Below are 19,116 nucleotides of genomic sequence, written 5' to 3' on the forward strand. Positions count from 1 at the left end.
AAAACTACATCTTTATAGTCAGTAAAATCTGGGAAATCGTTTTTTGACGCAAAGGTCTTATTCTATAATAATATATAAGTGAGCAAATTAGTAATCAACAAGTTGATTTGATGAAGCTATGTTTTCAAGCTTCGCGAAACAAATTTATTTGTCTTTGCCTTTCTAAAAATCAAAACTTCGGATAATTAAATCTTTGCGTTTAAATTATGAAATGTATTTATAAAACCAAACATCTGCATAATCAGTAAAATCTGCGAGATTATTTTTTGACGCAAAGGTCTTATTCTACAATACACAATATATAAGTAAGCAAAATAGTAATCAACAAGTTGATTGATTGAGCTCTGCGTCGCTTCGAGTAACGAAGCAAAGCGGAGTGTATCGAGAAGTTTTTAGACTAAAGTTCTCGATACATTTTTCTTCATTTTATTACGAAAAACACTCGAACTGACGAAAACTTCCTTACCTCTCAAAATAAAATCTAAGAATATGCACTCAAATCTAATTTCAAAAGATCCCCTACTCTTTTAAACTCATCATCTATAGTAGCATTTACCATAATTCTTTCATTAGAAACAGGATGATTAAAAATCAATTGATGAGCATGAAGAGTCATTTTGTTGATTCCAAATGTCTGCAGCCACAATTTGTTTTGTTTGTTGCAGCCATGCTTCCGGCAACCTAAAATAGGATGCAAAATATGTTTAAAATGCTTTCTCAGCTGATGAAATCTTCCCGTTTCAGGGATTGCTTCGACCAGACAGTATCTTGAAGTCTGATGTTTTAAAAAAGGTAAATCTATTTCTGAAGTCTGCAAACGACGATAATAAGTAACTGCATTTTGCTTGACTTCATTTTCATTCACCAAATCATAATCGATGGTTTCTTCTTCCTTTGCCCAGCCCCGGAGAATGGCGATATATTTTTTTTCGACCACTTTTTCCTCAAATTGAGTGCTCATCATTCTCAGTGTATCTTTATCTAAAGTAAACAATAAAACACCCGAAGTTTTCCGGTCTAAACGATGCACCGGATAAACTTTACGCCCTATCTGCTTCCTCAACTCCTGAATAGCATATGTATCGGCTTCACCTGAATAAAAGGATTTGTGAACCAATAATCCGCTGGGTTTGTTGATCGCAATAAGATGTTCGTCCTGATAAAGAATTTCTAACATGCAGCAAAAGTAGATATTTTCACCCGATCTTTAGCCCTGATTGAGCGGCATGTTTGAGCTTTTTCTTTAGTTTAGGCTGCGGCGGCTTTGCCGCCGCAGCCTAAACTAAAGAAAAAGCGAGTAGCGAAAGCAGGTTCCCGGCTCCTAAAAATTTAAACTATCAATATTTGTCCGCTTCTTAACAGCTTTTTTTGTTGAATTTCATAGAATTGGAATTCAAATTCATATTTTTGCACTTCAGACGTTAAAAAAATTATGGCAAAGCAAGAAGATGTTTTCAAGAAAGTGATTTCTCACGCTAAAGAATATGGTTTTATTTTCCCTTCGAGTGAGATCTACGATGGTTTATCCGCTGTTTATGATTATGGACAAAACGGTGCCGAATTAAAAAATAATATCAAACAATATTGGTGGAAAGCGATGGTACAGCTTAACGAAAATATTGTCGGCATTGATTCGGCAATTCTGATGCACCCAACCACATGGAAGGCATCGGGCCACGTAGACGCTTTCAACGATCCATTGATTGACAATAAAGATTCTAAAAAACGTTTCAGAGCAGACGTATTGGTAGAAGATTACTGCTTAAAAATAGAAGAAAAAGAGAAAAAGGAAATCGAAAAGGCAGCAAAAAGATTCGGTGAGTCTTTCGATAAAGATCAGTTTGTTGCAACGAATCCAAAAGTGTTGGAATACAGAGCAAAAAGAGAAGCGATTCTTTCAAGATTGGCAAAATCTCTTGAAAATGAAGATCTTGCTGATGTAAAAGCTTTAATTGAAGAATTGGAAATTGCTGATCCCGACACTGGTTCTAAAAACTGGACAGAAGTAAGACAGTTCAATTTAATGTTCGGAACGAAATTAGGAGCTTCTGCCGATTCTGCGATGGATCTTTATTTGAGACCGGAAACAGCGCAAGGTATTTTTGTAAATTTCTTAAACGTACAGAAGACTTCCCGTCACAGACTGCCTTTTGGGATTGCTCAAATCGGAAAAGCGTTCAGAAATGAGATTGTTGCAAGACAGTTCATCTTCAGAATGCGTGAATTCGAACAAATGGAAATGCAGTTTTTTGTGGCTCCGGGAACAGAATTGGAATTCTATGAACAGTGGAAACAAAAACGTTTGAACTGGCACAGAGCTTTAGGTTTGGGGGATGAAAATTACAGATTCCATGATCATGAGAAATTGGCTCATTATGCCAATGCTGCAGCGGATATTGAATTTAATTTCCCTTTTGGTTTCAAAGAACTGGAAGGTATTCACTCAAGAACTGATTTCGATTTAAAAGCACACGAAGAATTCTCAGGAAGAAAACTTCAGTTCTTCGATCCTGAAAGAAACGAAAACTATGTTCCTTATGTTGTGGAAACTTCAGTAGGTTTAGACAGATTATTCCTTTCTATTTTCTCTCACTGCTTAAGAGACGAAGTATTGGAAGACGGTTCAGAAAGAACAGTTCTATCTTTACCTCCGGCTTTAGCGCCAATTAAAGCAGCAATTCTTCCATTAATGAAGAAAGACGGTTTAGCTGAATACGCTGAAAAAATCTTTGACGATTTGAAATATGATTTCAATTTATTCTATGAAGAAAAAGACGCGATCGGAAAACGTTACAGAAGACAGGACGCGATTGGAACGCCTTACTGTATAACCATCGATCACGATTCTTTAACAGATCACACCGTGACCATCAGAGACAGAGACACGATGGTTCAGGAAAGAGTTCAGGTGTCGGAATTGAGAAGAATTATCGATGAAAAGACAAGTTTCAGAAACTTACTTTCAAAAATATAGACAGAAAGCCTTGAGAAATCAGGGCTTTTTTGTTGATTTGTTATTTTTAAGTTTTGCCTAAAGCCAATTGTATACATTTTATTTGAGCGAACTAAAGTACGCCCCCTATTGAATTATTGAATACTTTTGATTTTCCTTTATATGTTCTAAAATATTTCCAATTTAATTCAAACTCTAATATGACTAATAGGCTATATTCTTGAATAATTCTCAGCAAAAATTCAGCGTAAAAATATTTTCTTCAAGACATTCAAAATATGAGTTAATTGATTATTTTTGAGACTCAAATTGAAACCATGAAAAAAATAACGTTATTAATGTTTGGCCTTATCCAGACATTCGCATATTGTCAGACACAGGATTTGGCTTCTCTGGCTTCCGGGAAAAACATAGGAATGAATGCTTTGTTTGATACAAAAGATAATCTTTACGGCTATGTTTCTATTTATTCCTATGGAAATACCGATAAAAAAACACAGAAATTTGAGTATGTTATTTTAGATAAAAACCTCAACCCTGTTGCCAATAAAGAATTTGAGGCAGGGCCTTTAGTTTCCAACTATTTCGGGTATGTGGACTTCAAAGGACAAATCATTCTTCGACCTTCGGATTTCCATTATCTGCAGGCTTTTGCCAAAGATGCCGCAGCTCCTGTTTCTATGGTGATCGACCCTAAAACCAATACCGTAAAGCCCAAAGTATATTACGATTATCAGGAAGACGGAACTTTCAAGGAAATCACGCAGCCTAAAACTTTTAAAGAAGAAAGAAAAGAAAACCGTGCGGAGAAAAAGGAAAAAGGCTACAATTATGTTTCTGCTGTCGGAGAAATTAAAGAAGGCGGTTATCTTGCCGTTGAATACAATGATTATGGTAAATATGTCAACAAAAACAGTCTGATAAAATTTGATGATAATAAAAAAGAACTTTGGAGATACAGCTACAATACAATTGGTGATAAAAAAGTATTTTCGGATCTTACCATTCTTGAAAAAGATGAAAACCGACTGTACGGAATTCTAAGAAAAGTAAATGATGACGATAAAACGTTTTCTCTTCTGGTTATTGACATGAAAACAGGGAAAGAACTTTCCAATAAACCATTGACCGGGCTTTCACCGGAAACCATCTATAATATTGATGTCCTTAATTCAGGAGGTGGAAGAATTGATAATGATAAAACATTTGATGACAAAGTGGTTTATTTAGGCAGAAATTATGAAAAAGGAGACAAAGGATTTGCACGTCTGATGCTGGATAAAAGCAGCTATAATGTTGATCTTAAAACATTAAGCTATAAGCCGGATCTGTCTAATCATATTCCAAAATTAAGCGCAGACGGAGGAGTGGAGAACGGATACTATCTTCAGACAAAAGATGTGTATTTCATGAGTGACGGAAGCGTGGGAATTCTTTCAGAAAAGTTCAAGCCGGCAGGGCAGTATAATGCGCCTAAAACGACAGATTTGGTATACATCAATACAGATAAAAATTTCAAGGTAAAAGATGTTCAAGTTTTTGAAAAAGAAAAATCCAAATGGGTAAACAGCGATTATCTTTTTTCTCAATATTTAAATGAAGGCAAGGATGTTGTGTTTTTCTTCCGCGATTATCAGAAAGACCAGGTGACCAAAGAGAAAAAATGGAACCTTTTTATTAATACAATTATCGATGGTAAATTCAAGCAGGAAGTTGTTCCTATTTCGGAAAAGGACAATTACAGCGTAACGCCTTATGTTGCAAAAGAAGGTTATATTTTGCTTCGTGAATATAACGAAAAGGAAAAATTCAACAAAGTTCGTCTGGAAAGACTGAATTATTAAAATGACAGAATCCTGACCTTCGGTCAGGATTCTGTCATTTGATAGTATTCTGCAATATTTTTTATTTCATCAAGGCTCAGATTCCACATAAAGTTCAGGAATTGCTGATAACTTTCACTTTGGTTTTTCGGGTCTACTCTATCCAGATATCGGTTTAAATTATAATTTTTTCTGGCTTCATAAATTTTAGTGAAACATTTCCCGAGCCAGCTTTTATAATATTTTTCCTCTTCATTATCTTGCAAAAACTGCAGACTTACATAAATTCCTACTCCATAATCTTCAGAATGATAAAAATTCGGAAGCGTTTCCATCCTTGCTATTTTCTCCAGTGCGGCATACGACTCTGATGCTTTTTCATCAGCAGCTTCAGTTTTCAGTTCTGGGAAAAGCTTTTTAAGATGATTGATTCTCAACGTAATTTCCGGATGCGATTTTAAGGAATCTTTATCCAGCTTTTCTTTAAAATTATTGTAGTTGTACAGTGAAAAATCCTCTTTTTTCAGCCATTTATCCTTGAATTCCTGCTTGGGAAGATTGAAGTATTTTTTGTAGGTTTCCACTTTCAACTCCCTTGGAGAAATCGTGTCAAAATCTTCAAGCCTTTTTAATGTATTGATGAATTCCGCTTTCTTAAAATCGCTGTTTTTAAAAACAACGTAACCCAGAGAATCTGCCTGCATTTCCTGCTTTCTGTTTTCGGCACCTTTTCGGTAAATTCTGTTTTTCAACACATCAAAAGCCCTCTGATTACGGTTTTCTTTATTTGATTTTATTGTCTGAACCACCACTCTGTCCATCTGATCCTGATCGATGATATTCAAAAAAACTTTCAGGGTATGTTCTGAAATTTTATGACCCAATTCGTGAGAAATGACAGCGGCAAGCTGATCATCATTATTTAGCCAGTTGAAAAGCCCCATATTGATCACAAAGGTTCCGTCTGCAAAACAATAGGCATTCGGTGTATTGTCTTTCGCAATAAGAATTTTTAAATTTTGAGGAATCTGGGGATTATTCTTGCGCAAACGTTCAATTAAGCTTGTTACCTTAGCATCGAATACAGAATTGAAAACAAAGTCTTTTTCTTTTACTTTTTTCTCAAAATCTTTTTCAAACTCTTTATAAATTTTTGATAATTCGTTGCCTCTCTTCCCGGAATAATCGGTTTTGCTTTTTTTAATCAGGTTTTCATTATTGGTGGCAAAGTTTCTCAGAAAATCTTTTCGCTGTGCATAATCTGCCGTATCCATCGGCTTATATATCTGTCCGAAAGAAATTACAAAGGCAGAAAGAAACAGAAAGGAAATTAGTTTTTTCATTATATTTTCATCAAATAACAACAAAAATAAATAATTCGTCTCATGTTCTTAAAATTATTTTAAATTTGTTTAAGACCTGTTCACATGAAAGCTTTAAAATATATCATAGGCGGCGTTGCAGCCACCGTAGCAGTTACTTATATTTTGGGATATGATTATCTCTTCAGCGGCATTTCAAAAACTTATCTTAAAGGAAAGTCGAGTGCATACATTGATGACGGAACACTGTTTCCCAGCAATATCATTGCGACCAGAACCCCGAAACTGTGGACAGAAGATCCTCAATACAATCAAAAGAAACTGCCCGATCTTATTGTTGAAGATTTAAAGAAATCCAAAACGGCTGCCTTTGTGGTTATTAAAAACGGGAAAATCCTGCACGAACAATATTGGGACGGCTACAACCAACGTTCTCCGACTAATTCTTTTTCCATGGCAAAAGCCGTTACCGTCATGCTTTTGGGGAAAGCTTTGGAAGAAGGAAAAATTAAAAATATAGACGAAAAACTGTCTGATTTCTATCCTGACTTCAGAGCAAAAGAATTCGGAAGAGATGTGACCTTAAAAAACCTTGCCCAAATGGAAGCCGGACTCGACTGGAATGAAGATTACAACAATCCGTTTCTACCCAACGCAAAAGCTTACTATGGCAAAAGTCTTGTGAAAGCCACTTTTTCAAGAGATTTTAAAGAACAGCCGGGAGAAAGATTTGAGTATCAAAGTGGTTCAACACAGCTATTGGGTTTTGCTTTAAGAAAAGCTTTAGATCAAACATTGTCCAGTTATTTATCCGAAAAATTCTGGATTCCGCTAGGGATGGAACAAAATGCCAAGTGGAGCACCGACGACAACGGAATGGAAAAAACGTACTGCTGCATTCATTCCAACGCGAGGGATTTTGCAAAATTGGGGCAATTGTTTCTGGACGACGGAAAAGTAGATGATCAACAGATTTTAAATCTCGACTTTATCAATCAGATGAGAACTCCGACGGAAAAGTCTAAGGATATTTATGGAATGGGATTTTGGATTAATAATGATAATCCGATCAAGCATTACTATTTTCTGGGACTTCAGGGGCAATATATTATCATGGTTCCGGAATACAATATGGTGATTGTGAGAACGGGAAGCTACGCGAATAATCCTAAAAACGACCGGGGCAGACCGGATCAGGTAAAGTTTCTGGTGAATGAAACAGTGAAGTTTTTTTCTTAAAATGATTCAATTTTTCCACAGATTTCACGGACTTGTACATTTTCATGTTTATTTCATTTGTAATTTAAAAAAATTATGCTCAATCATCAGTGAAAAAGTGAAATTTATGGGAGAAAAAATAAAAAAATTACTTTATTGAGCGAAAATTAAAAATATGTCATTTTAAGAATCATGGAAAAACACAACTCAAAAGTTGATGAATATATTGAGAAATCCCAAGATTTTGCAAAACCCATTTTAACTTACCTTCGTGAAACGATTCATGAAGCCTGTCCCGAAGCCGAAGAAGCCATTAAATGGAAATTTCCAACCTTTATGTATAAAGGAAAAATCCTCTGCTCAACGGTTTCTTTCAAACAGTACTGCAGCATGGGATTCTGGCTTCATGATGAAATGACCACCCTGAAAAACCTTAAAACGGATGTTGAAAAAACAAATATGTTCAGTCTGGGAAAAATTACCAAAATCGAAGATCTGCCTTCCCAAACTCAGCTGAAGAAAATGATTTTTGAGGCCATGGAACTTACCGACATGGGAGTTACGCTAAAAAAGGCAGCCCCATCGAAAACAGAAATTGAAATTCCCGATGAGTTTCAAAATATTTTACAGCAAAATAAAAAAGCATTGGAAATATTCGAAGCAAAATCGCCTTCATTCCGAAAAGAATACATCACCTGGGTTATTGATGCAAAAACAGAAGGAACAAGAAATAAAAGAATACAGCAAGCCGTCGAATGGATCTCTGAAGGCAAGGGCAGAAACTGGAAATATGAGAAAAAATAAATCTTAATTTAGGAAGCAGCAAATTTAAACTAAATATTTAGTGGAACCGGAAATTGGCCTCTTTTAAGGTATTATTTTTCAGAAAAGCTTCGTATTCAGGAGAAAGCTGTTTTCTCCCAAACGTGTTTTCACCGCTCATACTTCCGAGGCGGACTTTATCTTTTCCGAATTTTTTATTCATCGCATCCATTGCTTTCATTACCGGTAAATGCTGGTTTTGGGTATCTTTTTCAAAAAGATTGATCAATCGTTGATCTTCCGGTACGAAATCATTTACAATAACACCTGCTTTTTTGTAGTGAAATCCTTCTTTATAGATCGCCTCAAACAATTCATTCACCACTCTGCCAATTAAAATAGACGAGTTTGTAGGATTGGGAAGAATCTGAGTTTTGGCATTTCTATATTCCGGCAAATCTTTTCTGAAGCGATTGGTCTGAACAAAAACCGTCACCATTTTACAGCAGGTGTTTTGTTTTCTCAGCCTTTCTGAGCAATACATCCCGAAAGTTTCCACCCGTTCACGGACATCCTCTTTTTTGGTGAGCATTTCCATGAAACTCCTGGTAACCGCAATTGATTTTTTCGGAGAAGGCATATCCAATTCCAGCTGGCGAATTCCCTTTAATTCATTCACCATTCTTACCCCGTGAATTCCCATAATTTTCCGAACCCACATTTCCGGTTTTTGCAATAAATCCCAGGCTTTGAAAACACCGTTGTCGTGCATTGTTGCGGTAAGTCGACGACCGATTCCCCAAACATCACCGATATTGAGCCATTTTAAAGCTTTTTCAATTTTTTCAGGAGTGTCTAAAATATAAACTCCGTTAAACTGTTGAGGAAAGTCTTTTACAATTCTATTGGCAACTTTACATAAAGTTTTAGTTGGCGCAATGCCGATGCTTACAGGAATATTTTCCTTTTCAGCAATCTCTTCCTTTATTTTAAGGCAGTAATCAAAAATATTAATGTATTTAAAGCTTTTAAGGTCTAAAAAAAGTTCATCGATCGAGTAAACCTCATAGTCAGACTTATCCACATACGCTGTGGATATCTCTATAACACGCTGACTTTTAAAATTATATAATTCAAATTTTGCAGAAAAAGATTGCACATTATATTTTTTGAAAAGTTCTTTATATTTAAAAGCCGGAGCCGCCATCGGTATTCCCAGATCCTTCGCTTCCTTACTTCGGGACACAACACAGCCATCGTTGTTGGAAAGTACCACAACGGGTTGGTTTTCGAGTTCCGGATTGAGCGTTCTCTCGCACGAATTATCGAAAGCTTTTGATAAATCAGCTTATCAAAAGTTAATTCTTATCAAAAGTTAAAATCAAAACAAACTAAATGTCAACAACTTAACGCATGTTTTTTTTATATTACTTTTGATAATATAAGAAAATCACTGTCAAATAATCTAATAATTTTCATTTAGTTTGGTACATAAATTTGATATTTATACTTTTTGTTTATACATATATCACGAATCCAACAATAAAAATTTTCGCAGTTAAAATTATAATATTCACAAAAACCACTTTCAAAAACTTGGTTCCAAATTAAATATCAAAATCTCCAAATTTCTTCTAAAATTTTTCAATAAAATCATAACACGACAAGTTCTGTCGCTTCTCTGATGGATATTTGCATTATAGAAAACACAGAAAATGAAACTAGATATTAAAAATTCCGGTGGATATACTTAGCCTGAAAACCACCTAAAAAAATAAGGCTAAAACCTGAAGTTACTCTAATAAAAAGAGCCTTCAAATCTTAACCTTTATAAAATCAAACAAATTTACAAAAATGTCAACAAACAATAATGCGTCACAGACGCTATTCAGATTCGTGAGTTTAAGAAATCCACAGCTTACTGAAACTAAAAGAAGAAATTTAGGATTTATCCATCGCCCTTCGGGAGCAAAAGGTATTTTCGATGATGCTGTAGCATCAAGAGGAAATAAAACCTTAAAACTTCAAGCTTTATCATCTAAAACCTCGGATTTTGCACCTTCAGCTTTTAAAACAGAAAAAGAATTAGAAACAGGAATGTTTGGACATCTTCTAATAATCGGAAGAAAAATATCAAAAAAAGAAACTCTTGCTAAGTGGGATTGGGAATATACTAAAGAATATTATAGCTCCTTAATTGATAGCAACAAGGAACTTACAACAGATGCTATAAAAATCTTCGAACATCTTTGGAATAATCTTACCTATCAGGTTATCACCCAAAAGGATTTTTATGTAAAAGAGGCAATTACCCATATTTTAAAAGCGATTCATATCGGGTTTGCACAGAATATAGAGATCAATGATGATGTTTTAAAAGCTAACGGAACTAAAAAACCTTTGGATAATGCACTTATCGCAAAAATAGTGATGCCTAAAGAATTGTTTTTAGAAGAAGACAATACTAATTCAGGTGTTTCTTTAATTGCAAAAGCAGTTTCCAATGATGCAAAAACACTTTCTGAAAAAGACTCTGAAAGAATAAAATCCAATGCCAAAAACGATTTAGTGGTTACACAAGCTTTGCTGAGAAAGGAAAAGTTAGAAAAGCTGAATTCGGAACTGGAAAAAATACAAAAATCATATCATAAATCCCAATACAAGGCGTATCAAGACAGCCATGCGAGATATTTGGAAGAAAACAGAGAGCGTATGGCAGAATATGAAAAGCTTTCGGAAGAAATAGACCGTCTGATAGACCTAAAAGCTTCTGACGAAGAATTGCAAAAACTGTATGAACGTCTAAAAGAACTGGAAGTTCCTGCATTTGAGTTTTCTTATAAAAATGAAATTAATATCACGGATCTTCAGGGAAAACTCTCTTCCGAATCTTTTGATTTGTTTATGGAGTTGTGTGCTGCTCAGGAAGTGAACGAAGTTTTTTATTCTAAAATTCCGGCAAATGCCAAACAGGAAATTGTTTCTGATACTGAAATGAGAATCGGTGTACAAGCTCTTCAGATTGATGACAGCTACCAAACTTACAATGATGTAATCGCCCATGTTGAGAATAATATAGGGCAAGCGACACAAACTGCATTGGAAAATTCAATTTTGGAGCAGACACAGTACACCAATGTCGGAGGTGCATTGATACCGGTGGGAAGCTCTTTGACAAGAACTCACCTTGCTTATACTTTGGAAGCAAAATGGTATAGATCTGTTTTTGTTCCTAATAACGGATTTATTAATTTTTCTTTTGAAGTTGAAGATGGTTCTTGGGGAGTTGCCAATGCTAAAATTACATTGGAATCCAACACAGGCAATCACGAAGAAACCGTAAGCAATATCAATGTTGTTAACGGTGTAGTAAGTTTTCCTGCTATAATGGTCAATAAATTTTCTTCGATTTCCAAACTGAGAATTGATATTTATTTTAATAACGGAAGAGAAGCCTATCTGGAATTACTAAAAATTCCGAATAATCAGCTATTCACAGGATTGCTGACTTTAAAGCCGGGAAGAGAATTGGAATCTACAGAACAAATTCAGGAAGAAACAAAAAGAAAAAACTTCGGAATTAAAAGATTAGGAATTGCCGATTATCTGAAAGTGGTTCAAAGTGTTCATGCCTATGTTCCGGGAGAAGTCTCGAATATCGAGAATGTTATGGCAAGCGAACTGAGACACAAATCTTCTGTTTCCAGAGAGTATTCTGAAGTTACTGATACAACATCTAAATCAGTAGAAACTGAAAAAGTGTCTGATACTTCCAAAACATCAAGAACAGACATGCAGACAGAAGTTGCGAAGGAACTCGATAAGCAACAGAGCATTACCGCTTATGCTCACTTTAGTTATGATTCGGGATATAAACTGGATATCGGATCAGATTATGCCAACAATACCGCACAGCACGACAGTACGAGACAGGCGATGATGAAATCTCAGGAAATTACTGAGAGAGCGATGGAGCGTGTTCTTACAAAGATTAATGAAGAAAGAGTTCAAAAAATTATCAAAGAATATACAGAAACCAATGTACATGAATTTGATAACAGAGGAAAGGCTTTAACAACCAACGAACCTACACAGCACATCACCGGAGTATACCGTTGGATTGACAAAAAGATGAAGAACCAGATTTACAACTATGGTAAACGAACCATGTTTGAATTTATGGTTCCTGAGCCCGCAAAACTGCACCGTTTAGCATTTGCTGTTTCAAAAGGTCAGACACTTACTGCTCCCATAGATCCGAGAACTGCTCCTGAACCGTGGAATATGGCAAGTCCAAAAGCCGCAACAAAAGAAATGCTGACACATTGGGCACAGATTTATGGTGTTCAGTTAACCGATCTTCCGAAAGATACTGTAGAAGTATATCAGGAAATTAAAGGAGCTCCAAATTCTACAGGTTCATTCGGTGCTGTGGGAACTCCTATTAATATCACACAGAATTATGCTGCTAAAGACATGAAAATCCAGTATTATATGGACAGAAACTCTTTATGGCACAACAGTAATTTCTATTGCAGTAACGGAAAAGGTGGAGAAAGAGATCTGAGCTTTGGCGGCAAAATCAACCAGGGAACGGTTTGGGAAAATGGTTTAAACCTTGCCGGAACTTTCAACTTTTTGTACAGAGGGAGAAATATTGAAGATGTAACGCTGAATGTAACATTGTACTGTAAACTTTCGGATGCCTTTATGCTTCAATGGCAAACTGAGAACTTCAATGCAATTATCAAAGCCTACGAAGAAGCTTACAAGAAATTTTTGGAAGAACAGGCAAGATTGGATGCTGAACAGAAAGAAAAAGAAGCAGAAGCAAAAGATAAGCAAGGAACTTTCTACCGATACATGGAGCATGATGTGCTGAAACACAATTGTATAGCATACTTGCTGCAGGATTACTTGAATGTTCTTGGACAGAACTTTACAGATGGAGACAGAATGGAAAACTTCCAGGTATTCTTAAACGAAAATCTTGATAAATATACTGCTCTTGCAAAGTTTATGGAACAGGCGTTTGAATGGGAAATCATGGATTATACATTCTACCCATATTATTGGGCAAACCGTAAAATGTGGCAGGAAATGTATGTATCAGAATCTGTAGATCCATTGTTCAGAAGTTTTTTACAGGCAGGAATGGCGAGAGTAATCGTAACGATAAAACCAGGCTTTGAGGATGCCGTAAACTTTTTCCTGACAACAGGTAAAATCTGGAACGGTGGCGAAGTTCCTGTAATTGGTGACCCAATGTACATGAGTATTGTAGACGAAATGCGTCAACCTACAGGAGAACCGCAAGGTAAATACTGGATTACCAGAATCCCTACTACGCTGACTATTCTTCAGGACAAATCTACAGGACTTCCGGTAGAGCAACCGCTTCCGATTTTCCCTGAAGATAATCCTGGAAATTGTGAGAATCCTCTTGAATTGGAAACTGAAACAAGTTTTGCTCACAGAGATGTACAATTATCTCATGGTACTGTTGCGGATAGCACATTAGACTAAATTGATCAACGAATGGCGGTGTACTGCCGCCATTTCTATTTTTTTAACAATTAAAATTTGAAAAAATGAGTACAGTAAAAGCATTAGGATTGCCCAATAAAATAAAAGCGTTGGGGCTGGGAAATGCAGAGAATAATATATTAAAAGTAGGGCAAGACAAAAAAGAAGTCTCTGGCAATGATTTTATACCAATTATCAGTTTAGATAAATCATATAAAGATCCTAAGAAAAAATATCGTGCTGTCTATAAAGGAAACGTTGGAGGCAAGAAAACCATATTGTCTGAACACCTAAGTAGTAGAACGCAATTATTAGAAGAAGTGAAAATTACTGTCCCAACAGAAATTAGATTAAATGTAAGCCAGGGAAATTCTAAAGCTAACGATAAGGAAGGAACAGTAACTGTTGTATCCAATGGAGTAATGTTTAATGATAAAGACAACAAATATGATAAAGGAGATTTAAGGTCTAGTTCAATTATTAAAGATGTAAAATATAATAATAGTTTCACAATTCAAGTTAGTCCACAGATGATACAAAAAGGTGCTTACATTGATTTTTTTGCAAATGATGATGATTGGCTATTCTATTCTGTTTCAAATGTTCATTGTGGTCGCATTGCAATCTCAAATACCTCTAATGTGGGTAAAAAACTCACAGGAAATATTGAAAATTCTAAGGTAGCAAGTGAATCTCAAAAATTATCGGATAATTACACGTACAATAATCCAGAAAAGTCTTTTCAGGTAGCAAATATATACCAAAATCCAAAAGGAATGTGTTTTGCAGTTTCTATGGCAAGAGTATCAAAAGCATTTTCAGATGTAGGTATTAATAGTGCAATAAAGGTAGCTACATCAGGTGACGATTATATCTATTCTGGAACGGTTACCAGTAATATCCCAGACAAATACTTCGGATATGGCGTTGGGGGAGCTTTAGCTAAGAATGGATATGCAGACTTGGTAACTACAGAGGAAATTTGGCAAGGCAGATTAGAAGAAGGAGCAATGTTACAATATTGGAATAATCCAAATAAAAAAGATTGGAAAAATTTAAAAGAAGCTATTAAATTCAGTATTGGTAAACCGAAACAAAATTGGCATCCAGATTTTGCTGCTGGACATTCGGTAATATTCAAAGGTTACATTTTTGATGAGAAGGACAACATCGTTGCTTTATGGTGCTACGATTATTCTGGAACTCAAAGAAGATTTGAGAAAGATGATATTGATCATCCAAAACTATTTGTAGGAGCTAATTTAAAAGATAAAAAATAATAATTTTGTTCTGTATTTTAAAATACAGAACATTTTTATATAAAAACGCTTATCTTAGTTTTTAAAATATTTAAGATATGAAAACACTTTTTAAAACCGTTTTGGTAATTCTAGGGTTAATTATATACTCTTGCAATGATAAAAAAGTTCAAAATAAAGAGATCACTTCAAGTAGTTATGATACTCTTGAATCTCCTCCATCCAAACCTGAATACTTAAATGATAAGAAAAAATATGTATTACCTAATATAGCTAATATTACTGTTGAAGACCTTAATCCTGTCTTTTTAGAACTATTAAGAGACAAAAAAATATTAAGAACTGAAAATTTAGATAAAAATAAATCTTTTATTAATGGATCTGCAAGAAACACTTACAATTTATACTACAAAGGGAAATTTCCTGTAAGAGCGGGAGAATATAAAAATGAAGGGGATTTTATGTTATATGATTTTATTTATGCTAATGATAATCAATACATAATTGCTCATGATAATTTGAAAAATGAACTGAAAAAGTTAAATAATAGTAATAATCATGAATATTTTGATTATTTTAAGGGAGTAGGTTTTGTTTATTTTTTTGATAAGGAGAAAAGTAAAATTTCATTAGTTAGTTTTTCAAGAGTTAGTGGAAATCATGAGTATGAAATAATAAAAAAATTTGTGGATAAACATAAAAATGAATTTGATGAAATAATTTTTGCAGATGCAACAAATATTGAAATAATAAATTAACAATAATGCGTTATACTTACTATATTATTAGATATAAAAAAGCTGGTATAAGAGACTGTATAAAAAGAAACTGACGTTTTTCACATTTCTTTATTTTGATAAAAAAATGTATAAAAAATCTATCTCATCATCATTTCCTTCCCAAGAACCAAGTTTTCCTTTTTCTGGGATTACATCTTGGTAAGCAGCTTCAAGAGCATCTCTTTTTTGTTTTGAATCAGCTCTTGCATATCTTTCCGTAGTTTGTACACTTACATGTCCTAAAATATCTCGAATGTAAACAATATTAACTCCACTTTGTAAAAGGTGCATTGCTTTAGAATGCCTAAACACGTGAGGACTAATAATTGAGGGAATCAGTTGACTATTAACTGCTCGAGCACTTTCTGCATATTTCTTTAAAATATAAGTTACACCTGCCGTAGTAAGCTTTCCTCCTCCTCGATTAAAAAATAAAGGGCTAAATTGTTTTTCAGGCCTAAGCAAATGATTCTCTTTAACATATTGTTCTAACAAGTTAATTTGTTCTTTCAGCAAAGGAATGTCTCGTTGCTTATTACCTTTACCTGTTACTCTTATATGATAAGGATATTCAAACCTTACACATGACGGGCTTAAATCTACAAGCTCCTGAACCCGCATCCCACTATCATATAATAGCGCAAGCATAGCCAAGTCCCGTCTAGAAGCCAAAGTTTCCTTAGACGCTTGTTCAAGTAATAAATTTATACCTTCTACAGACAAGTAATTCATTACTTTTGAAAATCCTTTTTTACTTTTAATTGATCGGATATTTTGCCACTCAGCTAATCTATCTGGTACTTCATATTGTAAATATTTACAAAAAGAACAAATGGCTCCGTAACGATTATTTCTTGTTGAAATGGAATTTTTGCAATGTATTTCAAGCCACATTAGGAAATCTTCTATGGATTGCTTATTTAAATGTTTTAATTCTAATTTATGAGGAGGAATACCCTTTACTTTACTCATAAATGTCACCAATAGATTAAAGCTTTTTTTATATGCTTTTATAGTATTGGATGAAGCTCCATAATTTCCAGCAAGATATTTATGGAAAAAACTTTGTAAGTATTTTGCAAAATCTGTCATAGCTAATTAATTTTGAGTGATTTTTGGAAAAATTAAAAATGTCGGATGTTCTAGCTGTATTATTCCAGGAAACATTTCGTTTGTCAGCCTAACATAATTATTGGTTGACCTTGGATCGTTATGACCTAAAAACACAGAAATCATAGGCAATGCACAATAAACATCTATGTTATTACGCACCATCTTTGCCAGGCTATGAACAGCAGCGGTATGTCTTAGATCATGAATTCGTGGAGGATTTCCTCCCGACTTTGAAGATATTCCTGCTGTATTTAAAATTTCACAAAACCAACGTCTAACACTTTCTCCCAGACAGCTTTTTCCTCTTTGTGTAATAAAAAATGGTGACTCAGGTAAAAGAATTTTTTCTATAGGATTTTTGTCTCTAAATTCTTTGTACTGTAGCAATACTGGTAATAACGAATCATTTATTGCTGCGAGTCTTTGAGTATTATTTTTAGAATCGTTTATTACTATTGTTCTTTTCTCAAAATCGATATCTTTATTTTTAATTGCTAATGCTTCACCAATTCTTAGCCCTGTACTATAGAGCAATCGAAGCATTGCCGGCATAGTAAAAATCATGGTTTGTGAATATTGATAACTGATCTTTAAAGAATTTGATAGCAAAAATATAGTTTGAATTTCTTCGTGGGTAAAAATATATGGAATATAATTATTTTTTGCTCCTTTTCTATAGGGAAATGGTACATAACAGTCTATTCCTAAATCACGCATATAATTACCTAGTTGAATCCAGGCATTGTACTTCATGTATAAAGACCGATCACTATCATTAGTTCTGGTTTTTCTCCATTTATTTACAATCTCTTCTCTTATAAAATGGTCTTTCATGTTATAATCATTGCAAAATTTATCGATCTCTAATAAAGTCCATTTAAGTGCCGATGAATTATATCCCTTAAGCCTTCTCTCTTTTAAAAACCCCTGAATATAAGGCGCTAGCTTACTTGTATATACAAATTTTTTATCCATATTTATTTTATTTAAAATTTGCTTGTAAGTAAAAATTATCATCAACCATGGGCACGTCTAAAGAACATTCAAGTAAATTTTCCATACTAATATGTAAATAATCCATTGTTACGCTTGTATTCGAATGCCCTAATGTATCTGAAATTATTGATATTGGAACTCTATTCTTCAATAAGTTTGTTGCTAAGCTATGTCGTAGTGCATGACTGCCGTGCTTTCTAGTACTATAATTAATACTGGCTTTTTTCAAATAATGACGGATATTATTATAAAATGCACCACTTGTCATCGTTGTATATGGGCCAAGCCCTCTCAGAAATATATCCTTTGATTTTATCTTAGGCCGACCATTTTTGATGTAATCAATTAATGCTTCCCCAATATCTACCAATAAAGGTAATTCAATAGGGACTTTTGTTTTGAATTGCTCCAAGCGAATTATATTATTCTTCCAATCAATATTGGAAAATTTAAGATATCTGATATCAGAAGATCTTAACCCCAGTCTAGTTGCTAATAAAATCATAGCATAATCCCTTTTGCCTTTTGATATGGTTCTATTTATACTTTGCTCAAGCCGTAAAATCTCATCAGCTGTAAAGTATGTTTGGATTTCATTTCTTACTCTAATTTTTAAATGATCTAATATCTTTGAAGTGCGACGATCTATCACCCCCTCATCATGAAGCTTTTTTAGTGCTGCCCTTAATATTATTGCACTGTGATCTTTGCAATTTTTTACGGATGACATAAAATCAAGGATTTTTTCAGCAGTAATATCTTTTAATTTTAATATCTTTTCATACTCCATTCGTTCACAAAATTTGTAAAGACTTCGATAATAATTATTTCTTGTATTCGTCTTTAATTTTTTTTCAATGGCATATTTCTCTAAAAAATCTGTAAAATAATAACCTAGCTGCCCTGGAAATGGCGCATCATACTTTGTTCGGGAAATTTTTAATATCCAACGTTCCTGAAGCATCCCATTTAGCAGTGTAACGTAACGTGCATCATAATGGTGGTACTTACGCTTCTTGATAATCGTATTCCTATATTTTAAATAGGTCTCTCCTAATTCCGGTGTATAAATCTCAGTTGATTTTTCTTTCATGTATGCGAGAAGCTTGTTGTATTCTGTAGATAAGCGTTCTGTCATACTGCTCGAATATATATTCTCTTTAATATACGTTTCAAGCTGTGAGTGTAGTTCATGAATGTTTTTGTTCATAAGTATTGATATAAAGTTTAACAATAATTGATTAAGTATTGGAAACTGAGTATCGTTATCACTCTATATCAATTTGATAATTAAATTTTTCACTAAAAATTTAATTAAGATATTTTTTTATTTAGCAATATTTTTTATATTTGCTAAAGAAAATA

General features: G+C 34.2%; 13 protein-coding genes and 1 pseudogene. 7 read left to right on the plus strand and 7 right to left on the minus strand.

The annotated features are described in order from the left end of the window. Positions 1-481 precede the first annotated feature (481 nt). Positions 482-1,177 carry a pseudouridine synthase gene (locus tag BUA89_RS05720; RefSeq protein ID WP_072953936.1) on the minus strand — a complete coding sequence of 232 codons (696 nt, stop codon included), beginning with the start codon at positions 1,175-1,177 and terminating at the stop codon, positions 482-484. A 255-nt stretch (positions 1,178-1,432) separates the two neighbouring features. Between BUA89_RS05720 and BUA89_RS05725 the strand changes: the two genes are divergently transcribed. Together BUA89_RS05725 and BUA89_RS05730 are read left to right on the plus strand one after the other, a co-directional pair. Continuing rightward, positions 1,433-2,974, plus strand: coding sequence for a glycine--tRNA ligase (locus tag BUA89_RS05725; RefSeq protein ID WP_072953938.1), 1,542 nt, complete (start codon positions 1,433-1,435; stop codon positions 2,972-2,974). A 296-nt stretch (positions 2,975-3,270) separates the two neighbouring features. Then, positions 3,271-4,797, plus strand: a complete 1,527-nt coding sequence (locus BUA89_RS05730; protein WP_072953941.1) for a hypothetical protein — start codon at positions 3,271-3,273, stop codon at positions 4,795-4,797. A 23-nt stretch (positions 4,798-4,820) separates the two neighbouring features. Here the strand turns inward: BUA89_RS05730 and BUA89_RS05735 are convergent, their stop codons facing one another. Then, on the minus strand, positions 4,821-6,119 hold the full coding sequence (locus tag BUA89_RS05735) for a M48 family metalloprotease (RefSeq protein ID WP_072953943.1): 1,299 nt from the start codon (positions 6,117-6,119) through the stop codon (positions 4,821-4,823). An 84-nt stretch (positions 6,120-6,203) separates the two neighbouring features. On the opposite strand from BUA89_RS05735, the gene BUA89_RS05740 reads away from it, so the two are divergent. Together BUA89_RS05740 and BUA89_RS05745 are read left to right on the plus strand one after the other, a co-directional pair. Continuing rightward, complete coding sequence (locus tag BUA89_RS05740) at positions 6,204-7,337, plus strand: serine hydrolase domain-containing protein (RefSeq protein ID WP_072953945.1); 1,134 nt, start codon at positions 6,204-6,206, stop codon at positions 7,335-7,337. Between the two features lie 171 nt (positions 7,338-7,508). Beyond that, positions 7,509-8,120 (plus strand): YdeI/OmpD-associated family protein, encoded by a 612-nt coding sequence (locus tag BUA89_RS05745; protein WP_072953947.1) that lies wholly within the window; start codon positions 7,509-7,511, stop codon positions 8,118-8,120. A gap of 37 nt (positions 8,121-8,157) precedes the next feature. Here BUA89_RS05745 and BUA89_RS23365 read toward each other — a convergent pair whose 3' ends face one another. Together BUA89_RS23365 and BUA89_RS23370 are read right to left on the minus strand one after the other, a co-directional pair. Further along, positions 8,158-8,850 carry a DinB/UmuC family translesion DNA polymerase gene (locus BUA89_RS23365; RefSeq protein WP_317043380.1) on the minus strand — a complete coding sequence of 231 codons (693 nt, stop codon included), beginning with the start codon at positions 8,848-8,850 and terminating at the stop codon, positions 8,158-8,160. A gap of 144 nt (positions 8,851-8,994) precedes the next feature. After that, positions 8,995-9,402 (minus strand): annotated as a pseudogene (locus BUA89_RS23370) (Y-family DNA polymerase); the annotation flags it as partial. Positions 9,403-9,932: 530 nt separating this feature from the next. Here BUA89_RS23370 and BUA89_RS05755 point away from each other — a divergent pair. The 3 genes from BUA89_RS05755 (at position 9,933) to BUA89_RS05765 (ending at position 15,621) form a co-directional block, all read left to right on the plus strand. Then, complete coding sequence (locus tag BUA89_RS05755; protein WP_072953949.1) at positions 9,933-13,604, plus strand: FliH/SctL family protein; 3,672 nt, start codon at positions 9,933-9,935, stop codon at positions 13,602-13,604. Positions 13,605-13,669: 65 nt separating this feature from the next. Further along, positions 13,670-14,884, plus strand: a complete 1,215-nt coding sequence (locus BUA89_RS05760; protein WP_072953951.1) for a hypothetical protein — start codon at positions 13,670-13,672, stop codon at positions 14,882-14,884. Positions 14,885-14,961: 77 nt separating this feature from the next. Then, positions 14,962-15,621, plus strand: coding sequence for a hypothetical protein (locus tag BUA89_RS05765; protein WP_072953953.1), 660 nt, complete (start codon positions 14,962-14,964; stop codon positions 15,619-15,621). Between the two features lie 90 nt (positions 15,622-15,711). Here the strand turns inward: BUA89_RS05765 and BUA89_RS05770 are convergent, their stop codons facing one another. Genes BUA89_RS05770 through BUA89_RS05780 form a run of 3 tightly spaced genes read right to left on the minus strand, consistent with a single transcriptional unit; the run spans position 15,712 to position 18,961 of the window. Then, a complete protein-coding gene (locus BUA89_RS05770) occupies positions 15,712-16,734 on the minus strand; it encodes a tyrosine-type recombinase/integrase (RefSeq protein ID WP_072953956.1) in 1,023 nt (340 codons plus the stop codon). 6 nt (positions 16,735-16,740) lie between these two features. Then, the gene (locus BUA89_RS05775; RefSeq protein ID WP_072954302.1) at positions 16,741-17,730 is read right to left on the minus strand and encodes a tyrosine-type recombinase/integrase; all 990 of its coding nucleotides are present in this window, start codon (positions 17,728-17,730) and stop codon (positions 16,741-16,743) included. 7 nt (positions 17,731-17,737) lie between these two features. After that, positions 17,738-18,961 carry a site-specific integrase gene (locus tag BUA89_RS05780; protein WP_072953959.1) on the minus strand — a complete coding sequence of 408 codons (1,224 nt, stop codon included), beginning with the start codon at positions 18,959-18,961 and terminating at the stop codon, positions 17,738-17,740. Positions 18,962-19,116 lie beyond the last annotated feature (155 nt).

This window comes from Chryseobacterium arachidis (assembly GCF_900129245.1).
In the GTDB taxonomy this organism is placed as follows: Bacteria; Bacteroidota; Bacteroidia; order Flavobacteriales; family Weeksellaceae; genus Chryseobacterium; species Chryseobacterium arachidis.

Excerpts from the sequence above, each read along its gene's own strand:
- BUA89_RS05735 (WP_072953943.1), bottom strand. The coding sequence starts at position 6,119 with ATGAAAAAACTAATTTCCTTTCTGTTTCTTTCTGCCTTTGTAATTTCT.
- BUA89_RS05770 (WP_072953956.1), bottom strand. The coding sequence starts at position 16,734 with ATGACAGATTTTGCAAAATACTTACAAAGTTTTTTCCATAAATATCTT.
- BUA89_RS05760 (WP_072953951.1), top strand. The coding sequence starts at position 13,670 with ATGAGTACAGTAAAAGCATTAGGATTGCCCAATAAAATAAAAGCGTTG.
- BUA89_RS05755 (WP_072953949.1), top strand. The coding sequence starts at position 9,933 with ATGTCAACAAACAATAATGCGTCACAGACGCTATTCAGATTCGTGAGT.
- BUA89_RS05780 (WP_072953959.1), bottom strand. The coding sequence starts at position 18,961 with ATGAACAAAAACATTCATGAACTACACTCACAGCTTGAAACGTATATT.
- BUA89_RS05730 (WP_072953941.1), top strand. The coding sequence starts at position 3,271 with ATGAAAAAAATAACGTTATTAATGTTTGGCCTTATCCAGACATTCGCA.
- BUA89_RS23365 (WP_317043380.1), bottom strand. The coding sequence starts at position 8,850 with ATGCACGACAACGGTGTTTTCAAAGCCTGGGATTTATTGCAAAAACCG.
- BUA89_RS05720 (WP_072953936.1), bottom strand. The coding sequence starts at position 1,177 with ATGTTAGAAATTCTTTATCAGGACGAACATCTTATTGCGATCAACAAA.
- BUA89_RS05740 (WP_072953945.1), top strand. The coding sequence starts at position 6,204 with ATGAAAGCTTTAAAATATATCATAGGCGGCGTTGCAGCCACCGTAGCA.
- BUA89_RS05775 (WP_072954302.1), bottom strand. The coding sequence starts at position 17,730 with ATGGATAAAAAATTTGTATATACAAGTAAGCTAGCGCCTTATATTCAG.
- BUA89_RS05765 (WP_072953953.1), top strand. The coding sequence starts at position 14,962 with ATGAAAACACTTTTTAAAACCGTTTTGGTAATTCTAGGGTTAATTATA.
- BUA89_RS05745 (WP_072953947.1), top strand. The coding sequence starts at position 7,509 with ATGGAAAAACACAACTCAAAAGTTGATGAATATATTGAGAAATCCCAA.
- BUA89_RS05725 (WP_072953938.1), top strand. The coding sequence starts at position 1,433 with ATGGCAAAGCAAGAAGATGTTTTCAAGAAAGTGATTTCTCACGCTAAA.